Raw genomic sequence first — 14,600 nt, 5'->3', positions numbered from 1 at the left:
TTCGGCAAGGCGCTCTTCCGGCACCGGGTCCGGCTCGGTGCTGTGACCTTCGGTACGGCGGCATCCGATCGGATCATCGGTATGCTCGCCGCCATGCCACCGACATCCGACGCCGTCACGCCGGGCGCCGCCGTGCCCGACCGGGGGCGTGCGGACGTCTGTCCGGGGGCGCTTCGTCTGCACACCGCCGACGACGGCGCCCTGGCCAGGGTCCGCCTGCCGGGCGGACTTCTGACGGTCCGTCAGGCCGCGGCGCTGGCCGACGCCGCGGAGGCGCTCGGCGACGGCGCGCTGGAGACCACCTCGCGCGGCAACGTCCAGCTGCGCGGACTGGCTCCGGACTGCGGCGGCGAACTCGGCGAACGGCTGCGCGCCGCCGGCCTGTTGCCCTCGGACACCCACGAGCGGGTGCGCAACATCGTGGCCTCGCCCGGCCCGTCGGACGGCGGTCGCACCGGCGCCGACGTGCACGCCTGGGCCCGCGCGCTGGACGCCGGCCTCTGCGCGAGCCCGTGGGCGACCGGCCTCTCCGGCAAGTTCCTGTTCGCGCTGGACGACGGCCGCGGCGACGTCGCCGCACTGGACGCCGATGTGACATTGATCGCAGGCCGGGACGGGACCGCCCTGCTGCGCCTCGGCAGGGCCGCCACCGCGCGCGCCGTCCCCGCCGCCCGGGCGGTGGAGGCGGCGCTGGACGCCGCCCGTTCCTTCCTGGAGGCCCTGCGCGTCTCCGGGGCAGGGGCCTGGCACCTGCGCGAGGTCCCCGGCCTGCTGCCGCCCGGCGACGTCCCGCTGCCCGACCTGCCCGGACTGCCGGTGCCGCTCGGCGCGCTGCCCGGCGGGCTCTCCGTCGGGCTCCGGTTCGGCCGGGCCACCGCCGCGCAGTGGCGCGTCCTGGCCGCCGCCGCCGAGGGGGAGCTCCGGCTCACCCCGTGGCGCGGTGCCGTCCTGCCGGGTGCCCCGGCCGACCGGCTGCCCGCCCTGACGGCGGCCGGGTACCGTACCGAGCCGGGCTCGGCCTGGGACCGGGCCACGGCCTGCACCGGGCTGCCGGGCTGCGCCAAGTCGCTCGCGGACGTCCGGACGGACGCGGCGCGGGCGCTGGACGCGACGGCGGCTCCGGTCGTCGTGGTGCCGGGCCCCGTGGCGGCGGGCCCCGTGGCGCCGGCCGCCCCGGCCGGTACCGGCGTCCTACCGGTGCACTGGTCCGGCTGCGAGCGGCGTTGCGGCCACCCGGCGGGACGCTGGGTGGACGTGCTGGCGACCGGGCGGGGCTACCGGGTGAGGGTGTCCGGCCCCGCTCCGGAACCGCCCGGCGGTCCCGCGGGCAGCCCTGCGAGCAGTCCCACGAACGACCCGGTGAACAACCCGGTGAACGATCTGACGAACGAGGAGACGGCCGTGGCGGTCGCCGCGGCCAGGAGGACCACCAAGTGATCGAGTACGAGAAGGACGGCGCGTCCATCTACCGCCAGTCCTTTGCCACCATCCGGGCCGAGGCCGACCTCGCCGCGCTCCCCGCGGACGTCTCCCAGGTCGCCGTGCGGATGATCCACGCCTGCGGCATGGTCGACCTGGTCGAGGACCTGGTGTACTCGCCCGGCGTGGTCGCCTCCGCCCGTGCCGCCCTGCGCGCCGGCGCGCCGATCCTCTGCGACGTCAACATGGTCGCCAGCGGTGTCACCCGCAAGCGGCTGCCCGCCGACAACGAGGTGGTCTGCACCCTCACCGACCCGTCCGTGCCCGAGCTGGCACGGGCGATGGGCAACACCCGCAGCGCCGCCGCGATGGAGCTGTGGCTGCCCCGGCTGGAGGGTGCGGTGGTCGCCGTCGGCAACGCGCCGACCTCGCTCTTCCGCCTGCTGGAGATGATCGAGGCCGGCGCCCCGCGCCCGGCGGCGGTGATCGGTGTGCCGGTCGGATTCATCGGCGCGGCCGAGTCCAAGGAGGCCCTGGCCGTGCACCCCGCCGGCCTGGAGCACCTGGTGGTGCGCGGCCGGCGCGGCGGCAGCGCGATGGCCGCCGCTGCGATCAACGCGATTGCGAGCGAAGAAGAGTGACGAACCATCAGGACGACAGTGTGACGACCGGCCGGCTCTACGGGGTCGGCCTGGGCCCCGGTGACCCGTCGCTGGTGACCGTCCGCGCCGCCGAACTCATCGGCAAGGCCGACGTCGTGGCCTACCACAGCGCGCGGCACGGCCGTTCGATCGCCCGGTCCATCGCCGAGCGGTACCTGACGACAGGTCAGATCGAGGAGAAGCTGGTCTACCCGCTCACGGTGGAGACCACCGACCACCCCGGCGGCTACCGGGGTGCGCTGGACGACTTCTACACGGAGGCCGCCGACCGGCTGGCCGCCCACCTGGACGCCGGCCGTGACGTCGTGGTGCTGGCCGAGGGGGACCCGTTCTTCTACGGCTCCTACCAGCACATGCACAAGCGCCTCGCGGACCGCTACCCGACCGAGGTGGTGCCCGGCGTGACGTCGGTCAGCGCCGCGGCCGCCCGGCTGGGCATGCCGCTCACCGAGGCCGACGAGACGCTCACCGTCATCCCGGGCACGCTGCCCGAGGAGGAGCTGACCGCGCGGATCGCCGCCGCCGACTCCGCCGTCGTCATGAAGCTCGGCCGCACCTTCCCGGCCGTGCGCCGCGCCCTGGAGCGGGCCGGCCGCCTCGGCGACGCCCAGTACGTCGAGCGCGCCTTCATGGAGGGCGAGCGGACCGCCCCGCTGGCCTCGGTCGACGCCGAGACCGTCCCCTACTTCGCGGTCGCCGTGCTGCCCAGCAGGGTCGCGCCGCTGGAGCCCCCGGCGCCGGCCCTGGAGGGCCCGGGCAGTGTGACCGTGATCGGCACCGGCCCGGCCGGCCCGCTCTGGCTCACCCCCGAGGCGCGCGGCGCCCTGTCGGCCGCCACCGATCTGGTCGGCTACACCACCTACCTGGACCGGGTGCCGGTGCGCCCCGGTCAGGCGCGGCACGGCTCCGACAACAAGGTGGAGTCCGAGCGCGCCGAGTTCGCCCTCGACCTGGCCCGCCGCGGCCACCGGGTCGCGGTCGTCTCCTCCGGCGACCCGGGCGTCTTCGCGATGGCCACCGCCGTCCTGGAGGTCGCCTGCGAGGAGGCCTACCGCGAGGTGCCGGTCCGGATCGTCCCCGGCATGACCGCCGCGCACGCCGCCGCCTCCCGGGCGGGCGCCCCGCTCGGCCACGACTACGCGGTGGTCTCCCTCTCCGACCGCCTCAAGCCCTGGGACGTCGTCGCCCGTCGTCTGCGGGCCGCCGCCGAGGCCGATCTCGTCCTCGCGCTCTACAACCCCGGCTCGCAGTCCCGCACCACCCAGGTCGGCCGTGCCCGCGACCTCCTGCTGGAGTACCGGGCCCCGGAGACCCCGGTGGTCATGGCCCGCGACGTCGGCGGCCCCACCGAGCGCGTCCGCACCGTACGCCTCGCCGACCTGGACCCGGCCGAGGTCGACATGCGCACCGTCCTCCTCGTCGGTTCCTCCCAGACCCGGCACGTCACCCGGTCCCCCCACCCCGACGTCACCTGGACCCCCCGCCGCTACCCCGAGGCCTGACCTCCCGGCCGCGGCCCCTCGGGGTCCGACCACCGGGCACCCCGCTCCGGCGGGGTGCCCGGTGGTCGCGGTAGATCTCGGAACGGTGGCCGACCCTGACCGCGAGGACGAGTAGCAGGCCACCGTCGACGGTGGAGATCACCCTCGTCCCGGTGCTCCTCGACGAGGCGCGTCAGCTCGCGCTCCTCCCACTGCCGGTACTCGCGCAGGAGCTCTGTCGGGACGACGGCGGCCACTTCCGGCCCGCGGCGGCCACCGACCGGCGCGCGTTCCCGAATTCCGCGCTGATCGCGTCGGTGCGGGAGCGGCGGTCCGGTTCCACGGTGCGGGTCCGGGGTCGAGCCGGGTCGCGCCGCCGTCGGCGATGCCGTCGGGTCTGCTGACGGCTCCTTCTGTCTCGGTCGTGTCATAAGAACTTCGCTGTGATGTGAAGATCTGACGCCCATACGGGGAGGGAAACGGACAAATGTCGCGTCACATGGGAGGCCGATCCTGGCGCTATCTCAGTCATGAGATATGGTCTGGCAGGTGACAGGCGACTATCTCACCCGTATCGGCACCCTCATCCGCACCGCGCGTCAGCACCGCGGTTGGTCCCAGGCTCAGCTCGGCGAGGCCCTCGGCACCAGCCAGAGCGCGGTCAACCGCATCGAACAGGGCAAGCAGAACGTCAGCCTTGAGATGATCGCCCGCATCGGCGAAGCGCTCGACAGCGAGATCGTCTCCCTCGGCTACGCAGGCCCGATGCACCTGCGGGTCGCCGGCGGCACCCGGCTCTCCGGCGCGATCGACGTCCGCAGCAGCAAGAACGCCTGCGTGGCCATCCTCTGCGCCTCGCTGCTCACCACCGGCCGCACCACCCTGCGCAGCGTCGCCCGCATCGAGGAGGTCTACCGCATCCTCGAAGTGCTCAACAGCATCGGCGTCAAGAGCCGCTGGACCAACGACGGCCGCGACCTCGAACTCACCCCGCCCGCCGAGCTCGACCTCGACGGCATGGACGTCGAGGCCGCCCGCCGCACCCGCAGCGTGCTGATGTTCCTCGGCCCGCTGATGCACCGCGCCGACCGGTTCGCCATCCCCTACGCCGGCGGCTGCGACCTCGGCACCCGCACCGTCCAGCCCCACCTGACCGCGCTGCGCCGCTTCGGCCTGGAGGTCGCCACCACCGGCGGCGCCTACCACGCCTCCGTCCAGCCCGGCACTCCGCTGGACCGGCCGATCGTGCTGACCGAGCGCGGGGACACGGTCACCGAGAACGCCCTGCTCGCCGCCGCCCGCCACGACGGCGTCAGCGTCATCCGCAACGCCTCGCCCAACTACATGGTCCAGGACCTCTGTTTCTTCCTGGAGAAGCTGGGCGTCAGGATCGACGGCGTCGGCACCACCACCCTCACCGTCCACGGGGTCCCCGAGATCACCTGCGACGTCGACTACACCCCCGCCGAGGACCCGGTGGAGGCGATGAGCCTGCTGGCCGCCGCCGTCGTGACCGGCTCCGAGCTGACCATCCGCCGGGTGCCGATCGAGTTCCTGGAGATCGAGCTCGCGGTGCTGGAGGGCATGGGCCTCGACTACGATCGCACCGCCGAGTACCCCGCCCACAACGGCCGTACCCGGCTGGTCGACCTCACCGTCCGCCCGTCCAAGCTGACCGCGCCGGTCGACACCATCCACCCGATGCCGTTCCCCGGCATCAACATCGACAACGTGCCGTTCTTCGCCGCGATCGCCGCGGCCGCCCACGGCACCACGATGATCCACGACTGGGTCTACGACAACCGCGCCATCTACCTCACCGAACTCACCCGTCTCGGTGCGGACATCAAGCTGCTCGACCCGCACCGCGTCCTCGTCCAGGGCCCGACCCGCTGGCGCGCCGCCGAGATGGTCTGCCCGCCGGCCCTGCGCCCCGCGGTCGTCATCCTGCTGGCGATGCTCGCCGCCAAGGGCACCTCGGTGCTGCGCAACGTCTACGTCATCAACCGCGGCTACGAGGACCTCGCCGAGCGCCTCAACTCCATCGGCGCGCAGATCGAGACCTTCCGCGACATCTGACGGAGCGGGTCCGTCGGCACGTCGGTTCGGTGCCCGGCCCGGGATCGGAGGATCCCGGGCCGGGCACCGGCGTGTTCACTCGCCGGTGCGGCCGTCGAGGTGTTCGCGGAGGAGGTCGGCGTGGCCGTTGTGGCGGGCGTACTCCTCGATCATGTGGGTGAGGATCCAGCGGAGCGAGTAGGCGTCGTCGCCGTCGGCCCCGGCGCTCCCCCGGTAGTGCCCGACGAAGTCCAACGACTCGGTGGCGGAGACGAGTTGCCGGGCGTGCTCGCACTCGCCGCGCCAGACGGCGAAGGCCTCCTCCGGATCGGCGTCCTCGACGTCGAACTCGCTGAAGCTCCCGTCGGGGCGCTTCCAGTAGCCGGGCACGGCCTCGTCGGCGAGGACGTTGCGGAACCAGCCGCGCTCGACCTCGGCGAGGTGGCGGGCCAGGCCGAGCAGCGAGAGGTCGGAGGGCGCGAGGGGGCGGGCGCGGAGCTGTTCGGTGGTCAGTCCGGCGCACTTCATCACGAACGTGGCCCGCTGGTGGTCCAAGAAGGTGACCAGGGTGGCACGCTCGTCGGCGGTGCGGAGGGGTTCGGTCCGCGCGGCGTCGGCGCGATCGTAGGCGTCCATCGGATCATGCTCGCAGGGCGGTCGGCCCACGGCACCGGGTTTTCGAGGGGCGGACGCGGGCCTAGGCCCTCGGGTCGAGCCCGGCGATCCACTCCTGCGCGGCTCCGACGGTCTCCACGACCGGGACGCCGGCCGGGAGCGGCGGACGCTCCACGACCACCACGGGCAGGGCCAGTTCACGGGCGGCCGTGAGCTTGGGGGCGGTGGCCGCGCCGCCGCTGTCCTTGGTGACCACGACGTCGACGCGGTGCTCGCGGAGCAGCGCGCGTTCGCCCTCCAGCGTGAACGGGCCGCGGTCCAGCAGGACGTGGAGCGAAGCGGGCATCGGCGGCTCGGGCGGATCGACCGACCGGGCCGTGAAGTGCAGACCGCCGAGGTGGGCGAACGCGCCGATGCCCTGCCGTCCGGTGGTGAGCAGGATCCGCCGGCCGAGCGGGGGAAGCAGCTCCGCCGCGGCGGCGAGGGAGGCGGCCGGGTGCCAGCGGTCGCCCTCCACCGGCGTCCAGCCGGGGCGGCGCAGTGCGAGCAGCGGCACGCCGGTCGCGGCGGTGGCCTCGGCGGCGTTGCGGGACATGACGGCGGCGAACGGGTGGGTGGCGTCGACCACGGCGTCCACCCGTTCGGCGCGCAGCCACGCGGCGAGGCCGTCCGGGCCGCCGAAGCCGCCGATCCGGACCTCGCCGACGGGTAGCCGCGGGTCCGCGACCCGCCCGGCGAGGGAGCTGGTGACCCTGAGCGGCGAGCCGACCAGGGCGGCGGCGAGCGTCCGCGCCTCGGTCGTCCCGCCGAGGACGAGCAGGTGGGGCGCCACTACGACCCGCAGGGCTCGTGCGGGCGCTCGCGGTCCGCCGAGTAGAGGTGGCTGTCGCGGAACTGCTCGGCGGCGAGGGTCCGGCCGACGATGATCACCGCGGTGCGGACCACGCCCGTCTCCTTCAGCTGTCCGGCGATCGAGCCGACGGTGCCGCGCAGCACCAGCTCGTCCGGCCGGCTGGCCATCGCGACGACGGCGGCCGGGCAGTCGGCGCCGTAGTGCGGCAGCAGCTGCTCCACCACGTCGTCGACGTACCCGGCGGCCAGGTGCAGGACGAGCAGGGCGCCGCTGCGGCCGAGGGTGGCGAGGTCCTCGCCCTCCGGCATGGGGGTGGCGCGCTTGGCGATCCGGGTGAGGATGACGGTCTGGCCGACGGTCGGCACCGTCAGCTCGCGCTTGAGGGCGGCGGCGGCGGCGGCGAAGGCCGGCACGCCGGGTACGACCTCGTACGGGACGCCGGCCGCGTCGAGCCGGCGCATCTGCTCGGCGACGGCGCTGAACACGGACGGGTCGCCGGAGTGCAGGCGGGCCACGTCCTGTCCGGCCCGGTGGGCGCGGACCAGCTCCTCGACGATCTGGTCGAGGTTGAGGTTGGCGGTGTCGACCAGGCGGGCGCCCGGCGGGCACTCGTCCAGCAGCTCGCGAGGCACCAGACTGCCCGCGTAGAGGCAGACCTCGGCGCGGGCCAGGATCCGCTGGCCGCGCAGGGTGATCAGGTCGGCGGCGCCGGGGCCGGCCCCGATGAAGTGGACGGTCACGAGGCGTTCTCCCGGGGGGTGAGGGGCTGGGCGGCAGGCTTGGCGGCGGACCACTGGGTGACCGGCATGGCCTGGCGCCAGCCGGTGAAGCCGCCGACCGGGACGGCGTGGGCGACGGCGAGCCGCAGCAGCTCGCCGCCGTGCCGCCGGTACCACTCGGTGAGCAGTGACTCCGACTCCAGGGTCACGGTGTTGGCGACCAGCCGCCCGCCCGGCGCCAGCGCGGTCCAGCAGGCGTCCAGCAGGCCGGGCGCGGTGAGCCCGCCGCCGACGAACACCGCGTCGGGGGCGGGGAGCCCGGCGAGCGCGGCGGGTGCGGCGCCGGTGACGACGCGCAGCCGGGGGACACCGAGCGCGGCGGCGTTGCGGGCGATCCGCTCGGCCCGGACGGGGTCGCGTTCGACGGTGACGGCCCGGTTGTCGCGGTGCGCGCGCAGCCACTCGATCGCGATCGACCCGGAGCCGCCGCCGACGTCCCAGAGCAGTTCGCCGGGGACGGGCGCGAGGGTGGCCAGGGTGGCGGCACGGACGTGGCGTTTGGTCAGCTGGCCGTCGTTCTCGTACGAGCCGTCGGGCAGGCCGGGGACGACCGGGGTGCGGGGGCCGGTGCCGCCGAGGTCGACCGCGATCAGGTTGAGCCGGTCGCCGGGCGGGTGCGGCCAGCCGTCGGCGGGGCCGTCGAGCTGCCGTTCGGCGGGGCCGCCGAGCTGTTCCAGCACCCGCAGCCGGGCGGCGCCGAAGCCGCTCGCGGTGAGCAGCGCGGCGACGGCACCGGGCCCGTCGGCGTCGGCGCTGAGGACGAGCAGGCGGCGCCCGGGGTTGAGGGCGAGGCGCAGGGCGTCCAGGGGGCGGCCGACCAGGCTGACGACCTCGGTGGACTCCAGCGGCCAACCGAGCCGGGCACAGGCGTACGTCACGGAGGAGGGGTGCGGCAGGACGCGCAGCCGGTCGGGGCCGGCGATCTCCGCGAGGGTGCGGCCGATGCCGTAGAACATCGGGTCGCCGCTGGCCAGGACGGCGACGCGGCGGTCCGCGTACCGGGCGAGCAGCCCCGGGACGGCCGGGCGCAGCGGGGTCGGCCACGGCACCCGTTCGGCGGAGACCTCGTCCGCGGGGAGGAGGTCGAGCTGCCGGGGGCCGCCGATCACCACCTCGGCCGTCCGCAGCGAGGCCCGCGCGGTGCCGGCGAGGCCGGGCCAGCCGTCCGCCCCGATCCCGACGACGGTGAGCGGGGGTGGCTGCTGGGGCACCGGGGGGCTCCTTGTGGATCTGCGGGGGTGGCTCGGGGCCCGCCGGCCGGGTTTGCGGTTTCGGCCCCGGGGCAGCCTACCTGGCGCTGTCCGTCCGGGGGGTGGCCAGGGTGCATGCCCTGCCGGGCGGGGTTAGCGTCGACCGGGGGGACCTCAGCACGCAACGGAGGGCACCATGTCCGAGTCAGCGGTCCCGTACACCACCAACAACGCCGGGATCCCGGTGCCGAGCGACGACAACTCGCTCACGGTGGGGAGGGACGGCCCGATCCTGCTCCACGACCACTACCTGATCGAGAAGATGGCCCAGTTCAACCGCGAACGGGTGCCGGAGCGGGTGGTGCACGCGAAGGGGTCCGGGGCGTACGGCGTCTTCGAGACGACGGAGGACGTCAGCCGCTACACGAAGGCGACGTTGTTCCAGCCGGGCAAGCGGACGGAGATGCTGGCCCGGTTCTCGACCGTCGCCGGTGAGCAGGGCAGCCCGGACACCTGGCGCGACCCGCGCGGCTTCGCGCTGAAGTTCTACACCGAGGACGGCAACTACGACCTGGTCGGCAACAACACACCGGTCTTCTTCGTCCGCGACACGATCAAGTTCCAGGACTTCATCCGCTCGCAGAAGCGGCGCACGGACAACGGCCTGCGCGACCACGACATGCAGTGGGACTTCTGGACGCTCTCGCCGGAGTCCGCCCACATGGTCACCTGGCTGATGGGGGACCGCGGCCTTCCGAAGTCGTACCGGCACATGAACGGGTACGGCTCGCACACCTACATGTGGATCAACTCCGGTGGCGAGCGGTTCTGGGTGAAGTACCACTTCAAGACCGACCAGGGCGTCGAGTTCCTCACCCAGGCCGATGCCGACCGGCTGGCCGGCTCCGACCCGGACCTGCACCGCGAGGACCTCTGGCAGGCGATCGACGGGGGCAACCCGCCGTCCTGGACGCTGTACGTGCAGGTGATGCCGTTCGACGAGGCGCCCGGTTACCGGTTCAACCCCTTCGACCTCACCAAGGTCTGGCCGCACGGCGACTACCCCCTGATCAAGGTCGGCACGATGACCCTGAACCGCAACCCCGAGGACTACTTCGTCCACATCGAGCAGTCCGCCTTCGAACCGGCCAACCTGGTGCCCGGGATCAGCGTCTCGCCGGACAAGATGCTGCTCGGCCGGATCTTCTCCTACCCCGACACCCACCGGTACCGGATCGGTCCCAACTACGCGCAGCTGCCGCCGAACCGGCCGCACGTCCCGGTGCACTCGTACGCCAAGGACGGCCCGATGCGGTTCGACCCGGCCCGTACCGCGGCGCCGTACGCGCCCAACTCCAAGGGCGGGCCGGCCGCGGACCCGAAGGTGTACGACGATCCGTCCGCCGGCTGGCAGACCTCCGGCGACATGGTGCGCGAGGCCTACTCGCTGCACGCCGAGGACGACGACTGGGGTCAGGCGGGCACGATGGTCCGCAAGGTGCTGGACGACGCGGAGCGCGACCGGCTGGTCTCCAACATCGTCGGGCACCTCAAGGGCGGGGTGAGCGATCCGGTGCTGGACCGGGCGGTGCAGTACTGGCGCAACGTCGACAAGGCGCTCGGCGACCGGGTCGCCTCGGGCGTGGGCAAGGACTGACGCCCGAGGTGCGAGGGTGAGACGACCTGAGCGCGTGACGACCTGAGCGCGTGACGGCGAGGGAGGGCGCGGGCCGAGGACGGGGCCCGCGCCCTCAGTGTGCCCGCAGCCAGTCCCCGGACGCGATCAGCGCGGGGTGCGCGCGCAGCCGGGCGGCGACGTCCGGGCCGGCCAGGTACACCCACGCCTCCGCCGTGCCGCCGTCGGCGGTCCGGACGGCCAGCCGCTCCCGGACGTACTCCCCGGTGCCGTCCGTCCGGCAGCCCTCCAGACGGTCCAGGGCGGTGAGCGCCTCCGGGTACGCGCCCCGGCGGACCGTGACGAGTTCGCCGACGATCCGCCGCCCGGGCGCGGCGTCCGGTACCGCGTAGGGGAACCCCGGTCCCTCGTGCAGGGCCGCTCCTTCCAGGACCGCGCCGCGGACCTCGGCGCACCGGCCCGCCAGGTACACGGCGTGGTTGCGCCCGCCGGGGCGGAGCGTGCCGTAGACGAAGAAGGGGAGGTCGGGGGCGGGCGGGGCGGTGGGCATGGGGCTCTCCTGCGGGACCGGGCGGCCGACGGACGGCATCGGCGGGTGACAGATTCCAGCACTCGTCGTCCGCCGGGCGCCACCCCCCGGTCGTCGTTCGTGGTCCGGAGTCCGCGCGCCACCCGTCGGCCTCCGTCCGCTGCCTCGTCCGCTGCCTCGTCCGCTGCTCTGCCGTCACCCCGCCGCCGGCTGCCGTCCGGTGCCGGGTTTGTCCGGATGGGGCTGCTTTCGGTGCCCGGTGGCCGATCGTCCGGTGATACCCACTGGCGTCCAGGTCGGCTGATGCGGTGTCATGGCGGGTGAACGCCAGTACCGTCTTAGGGGGACACCCATGACAGCACCCGTCGCAGGCAAACCGGGCGCGGCCTCCGCCGCCGCACCCGCCGCCGAACCCGCCGATGCCCGTCCCGCCGGCGCGGGCCCCGCCGACGCGGGCCCCGCCGGTGCCGGTCCCGCGGCGGCGCGGTTGGGAGGGCAGGTGTGGGTGGCCCTCGGGATCGTGTACGTGGTGTGGGGGTCGACGTACCTGGCGATCCGGATCGCGCTGGAGACGATGCCGTCCTTCCTCTCCGCCGCGGCACGGTTCCTGACCGCCGGCCTGCTGCTCGCCGGGTTCGTCGCGCTCCGCCACGGGCGCGAGGGGCTCCGGGTGGACCTGCGGCAGCTGGGGTCCTCCGCGCTGGTCGGCGGGCTGCTGCTGACCGGCGGGAACGGCCTGGTGGTGCTCGGCGAGAACTCGATCCCGTCCGGTCTGGCCGCGCTGGTGGTGGCCGTGGTGCCGCTGTGGATGGTCCTGTTGACGGCGGCGGACGGCCACCGGCCCAAGCCGGTGGAACTGGCCGGCGTCCTGTTCGGACTGGTCGGGCTGGGGGTGCTCTCGGCGCCCGCGATCGGCGGCGACATCGCGATCGGCGGCGTGATCGCGGTGGTCTGCGGCACGGTCACCTGGGCGTTCGGGTCGTTCGCCGCGAAGCGGATCCGGATGCCCGGCAACGTCTTCGCCGCGAGTGCCTACCAGATGCTCGCCGGCGGGCTCGGCAACCTGCTGATAGGACTGGTGCGCGGTGAGCAGCACGGGCTCGACCTCGGCGAGGTCTCCGGGCGGTCCTGGCTGGCACTCGGGTTCCTGGTCGTGTTCGGCTCGCTGGTCGCCTACACCGCGTACGCGTGGCTGTTGCGCTCGGCGCCGCTGACCCTGGTCGCCACCTACGCCTACGTGAACCCGGTGGTGGCGGTGCTGCTCGGCTGGCTGGTGCTGGCCGAGCCACTGACCGGCCCCACCCTGCTGGGTGGGGCGATCGTGGTCGTGGGTGTCTGCCTGGTGGTGAGCGTCAGTCGGACTTCGCGTAAGTGAGGACGGCGACCCCGTTGTCGAAGGTGCGGGACGCTTCGAGTCGGAAGGTGTGCGGCGCGAAGCCCGCGCGGAACATCGGAATGCCCGAGCCGGTCACGACCGGGTACTGCTTGACGATCAACTCGTCGATCTCGGGGAGGAGTTGTCCGGCCAAATCGGCGCCCCCGCACAGCCAGATGCCGAGGCCGTCCTCCTGCTTGAGTGCGCGGACCCGGGTCAGCGGGTCGGCGGCCGTGACCTCGACCGCGGGGTCGGGGCTCTGCGTCAGGGAGCGGGAGAAGACCAGCTGTCGCAGGTGGGCGTAGGGGTTGGCGAGCCCGAGGGGCAGCCCCGGTTCGTACGTGCCGCGACCCATGAGCACGGTGTCGAAGCGCCTGTTGGGAGCGTCCGCCGCGCCCAGTGCGGTGCGGCCCGGCGTGGGCAGGGTCTCGGGGAACTCGCCGACCATGAAGGAGAGGAAGTCGCCGGAGACGTACCGCATGAGGACCTCGAAGTCGCCGTCCGGCGCGGCGATGAAGCCGTCGAGGGTGGCGCCGACGTAGTAGGTGAGCTTACGCATGCACGTCCTTGGGTTTCGGTGAGGGCCTCGCGCCCTGACCACGACAGTTATAGTACTCCGATCGTAGTGGTTGCAAGGGGGGCGGGAGGAGCTGATCTCCGATCCGTGACCGGACCGCGTCCGCCGTCCCGTGGCTCGCCCTCACCGGTGCGGCGCGGTGCGCGCGAGGACCGCCTCGATCAGGTCCGCCCGCTCGGCCACCCCGGCTGCCGGGACGTCGATCAGCCGGTAGCCGTGCGCCCGGTAGGCCCGCTCGTGCAGCCGCTCGAAGGTCAGCGCGTCCTCGAAGGAGATCCGCCGGGCGTCCGTCGGCTCGACGAAGCCGAGGTTGCGGACGAAGAACACCTCGCTCCGGTAGACGTGTTCGTCGCCGATGCGCCGCAGCTCGGCGGTGAGCGCGGGGGACGCGGGGCGGCCGAGGAAGGTGCGCAAGGCCTCGGTGCAGACCGGGGACCGGTCGTGGAACCGGACCTCCCCGGGCGCCGTCGCCGTCGCCGCCCGCTCGCGCTGCAGGGTGACGACCTCGTCGACGAAACCGGCCCGCGTCCACGGCTCCGGATCCCCGGCGGCCTGCCGGCGGGCGATCACGTCGGTGGCGGCCTCCGCCGTGACGGAGTAGCCGCGGCGGGCCAACTCTGCCAGCAGGGTGGTCTTTCCGGCGCCCGGTGTACCGGTGAGGATGTAGCGACGCACGTCTTCCCCCGTCTTTCCTTCTCTTCCCTTGTCCGCTCCGTCCGTGCCGCCGGTGTCGTCCGTGGGGCTCGTGCCGCCGGTCGACCGGTCGCCGCTGCCGGGCCGCCGTCCGCTCAGACGAACCGGATGTGCCGGACCCCGACCAGGGCCCGTCGAAGGCGCCCGCGCAGCGGGCCGTCGGTGTTCGGCGTGAGTGTCAACCCGGTTGCCGCGGCGAGGTGTTCGGCCACCTGGGGTACGGTGAGGCGGTCGGTCCGGACGTGTTCGCCGAACTCGTCGCGGCTGAGGCGGTCCAGGCAGTGGTCGAGCCTCGACACCGCGAAGCTCTCCCGGCGCAGTGGCGCGTCCTTCCCGGCGACCAGCCGGACGGCGTGCCCGGCCCCGCGTTCGCGCAGCCGTCGCAGCACCTCCTCCCGTTCGGCCAGGAGGGCGAAGTGCCGGACGTCGTGGCCTCGTTCGCGCAGCCGGCCCACGGTCTCGGCGAGGTACGCGGGCTCGGTGACCGTCATCGGCGCGATCACCGTGCCCCGGTGGTGGCCGAGCGTGCGGTCGAGCACCTCGTACACGCCCTGGCGCCAGGCGGGCAGGTCCTGGAAGTCTCCCCGCAGTGGCCGGGGGGTCATCCGGTGCAGCCCGAAGCCGACCTCCTCGGGGTCGCAGACCACGCTGCCGGGCAGCCGTCGCCGCAGTTCGTGCGACACCTGGGTCTTGCCGCCGCCGAACGGGCCGTTGATCCACAGGAGCATGCCGG

At 73.9% G+C, this 14,600-nt stretch carries 15 protein-coding genes; 7 read left to right on the top strand and 8 right to left on the bottom strand.

All coding sequences use genetic code 11. The annotated features are described in order from the left end of the window. Window positions 1–81 precede the first annotated feature (81 nt). The 5 genes from PUR61_RS19890 (at window position 82) to PUR61_RS19870 (ending at window position 5,641) form a co-directional block, all read left to right on the top strand. Complete coding sequence (locus tag PUR61_RS19890) at window positions 82–1,437, top strand: hypothetical protein (protein ID WP_443035207.1); 1,356 nt, start codon at window positions 82–84, stop codon at window positions 1,435–1,437. After that, the gene (locus PUR61_RS19885; RefSeq protein ID WP_329880364.1) at window positions 1,434–2,060 is read left to right on the top strand and encodes a precorrin-8X methylmutase; all 627 of its coding nucleotides are present in this window, start codon (window positions 1,434–1,436) and stop codon (window positions 2,058–2,060) included. Before PUR61_RS19890 ends, PUR61_RS19885 begins: the two co-directional genes overlap by 4 nt. Continuing rightward, window positions 2,057–3,583 (top strand): precorrin-2 C(20)-methyltransferase, encoded by a 1,527-nt coding sequence (locus tag PUR61_RS19880; protein WP_329880362.1) that lies wholly within the window; start codon window positions 2,057–2,059, stop codon window positions 3,581–3,583. The genes PUR61_RS19885 and PUR61_RS19880 overlap by 4 nt, the downstream gene beginning before the upstream one ends. A gap of 131 nt (window positions 3,584–3,714) precedes the next feature. Continuing rightward, entirely contained in the window at window positions 3,715–3,966 is a 252-nt protein-coding gene (locus PUR61_RS19875; RefSeq protein WP_329880361.1) for a hypothetical protein, read from the top strand. A gap of 145 nt (window positions 3,967–4,111) precedes the next feature. Beyond that, window positions 4,112–5,641 (top strand): UDP-N-acetylglucosamine 1-carboxyvinyltransferase, encoded by a 1,530-nt coding sequence (locus PUR61_RS19870; protein WP_329880360.1) that lies wholly within the window; start codon window positions 4,112–4,114, stop codon window positions 5,639–5,641. Window positions 5,642–5,716: 75 nt separating this feature from the next. On the opposite strand, the gene PUR61_RS19865 is transcribed toward PUR61_RS19870, so the two are convergent. From PUR61_RS19865 to cbiE, 4 genes are all read right to left on the bottom strand, one after another. Then, entirely contained in the window at window positions 5,717–6,256 is a 540-nt protein-coding gene (locus PUR61_RS19865) for a DinB family protein (RefSeq protein ID WP_329880359.1), read from the bottom strand. Window positions 6,257–6,317: 61 nt separating this feature from the next. Further along, window positions 6,318–7,067: a cobalt-precorrin-6A reductase gene (locus PUR61_RS19860; protein ID WP_329880358.1), complete on the bottom strand. Its 750-nt coding sequence runs from the start codon at window positions 7,065–7,067 to the stop codon at window positions 6,318–6,320. Continuing rightward, window positions 7,067–7,828, bottom strand: a complete 762-nt coding sequence (gene cobM / locus PUR61_RS19855) for a precorrin-4 C(11)-methyltransferase (RefSeq protein ID WP_329880357.1) — start codon at window positions 7,826–7,828, stop codon at window positions 7,067–7,069. The genes PUR61_RS19860 and cobM overlap by 1 nt, the downstream gene beginning before the upstream one ends. Beyond that, a complete protein-coding gene (gene cbiE, locus PUR61_RS19850) occupies window positions 7,825–9,078 on the bottom strand; it encodes a precorrin-6y C5,15-methyltransferase (decarboxylating) subunit CbiE (protein ID WP_329880356.1) in 1,254 nt (417 codons plus the stop codon). The genes cobM and cbiE overlap by 4 nt, the downstream gene beginning before the upstream one ends. Before the next feature lie 175 nt (window positions 9,079–9,253). On the opposite strand from cbiE, the gene PUR61_RS19845 reads away from it, so the two are divergent. Further along, on the top strand, window positions 9,254–10,714 hold the full coding sequence (locus PUR61_RS19845) for a catalase (protein ID WP_329880354.1): 1,461 nt from the start codon (window positions 9,254–9,256) through the stop codon (window positions 10,712–10,714). Window positions 10,715–10,808: 94 nt separating this feature from the next. Here PUR61_RS19845 and PUR61_RS19840 read toward each other — a convergent pair whose 3' ends face one another. Next, the gene (locus PUR61_RS19840) at window positions 10,809–11,243 is read right to left on the bottom strand and encodes a gamma-glutamylcyclotransferase family protein (protein ID WP_329880353.1); all 435 of its coding nucleotides are present in this window, start codon (window positions 11,241–11,243) and stop codon (window positions 10,809–10,811) included. Between the two features lie 331 nt (window positions 11,244–11,574). Here PUR61_RS19840 and PUR61_RS19835 point away from each other — a divergent pair, with 331 nt between their 5' ends. After that, the gene (locus tag PUR61_RS19835; RefSeq protein ID WP_329880352.1) at window positions 11,575–12,597 is read left to right on the top strand and encodes an EamA family transporter; all 1,023 of its coding nucleotides are present in this window, start codon (window positions 11,575–11,577) and stop codon (window positions 12,595–12,597) included. Here the strand turns inward: PUR61_RS19835 and PUR61_RS19830 are convergent. The 3 genes from PUR61_RS19830 to PUR61_RS19820 form a co-directional block, all read right to left on the bottom strand. After that, window positions 12,575–13,156, bottom strand: a complete 582-nt coding sequence (locus PUR61_RS19830) for a dihydrofolate reductase family protein (protein ID WP_329880350.1) — start codon at window positions 13,154–13,156, stop codon at window positions 12,575–12,577. The two genes, PUR61_RS19835 and PUR61_RS19830, sit on opposite strands and share 23 nt — an antisense overlap. A 141-nt stretch (window positions 13,157–13,297) precedes the next feature. Then, a complete protein-coding gene (locus tag PUR61_RS19825) occupies window positions 13,298–13,849 on the bottom strand; it encodes an AAA family ATPase (RefSeq protein ID WP_329880348.1) in 552 nt (183 codons plus the stop codon). A gap of 113 nt (window positions 13,850–13,962) precedes the next feature. Continuing rightward, on the bottom strand, window positions 13,963–14,595 hold the full coding sequence (locus PUR61_RS19820; RefSeq protein WP_329880347.1) for an AAA family ATPase: 633 nt from the start codon (window positions 14,593–14,595) through the stop codon (window positions 13,963–13,965). Window positions 14,596–14,600: the final 5 nt, after the last annotated feature.

Origin of the sequence: Streptomyces sp. BE20 (assembly GCF_036322525.1) — a bacterium.
In the GTDB taxonomy this organism is placed as follows: domain Bacteria; phylum Actinomycetota; class Actinomycetes; order Streptomycetales; family Streptomycetaceae; genus Kitasatospora.
The sequence above is the reverse complement of the archived record's forward strand: the minus strand, read 5'-3'. Positions and strand labels throughout refer to the sequence as shown.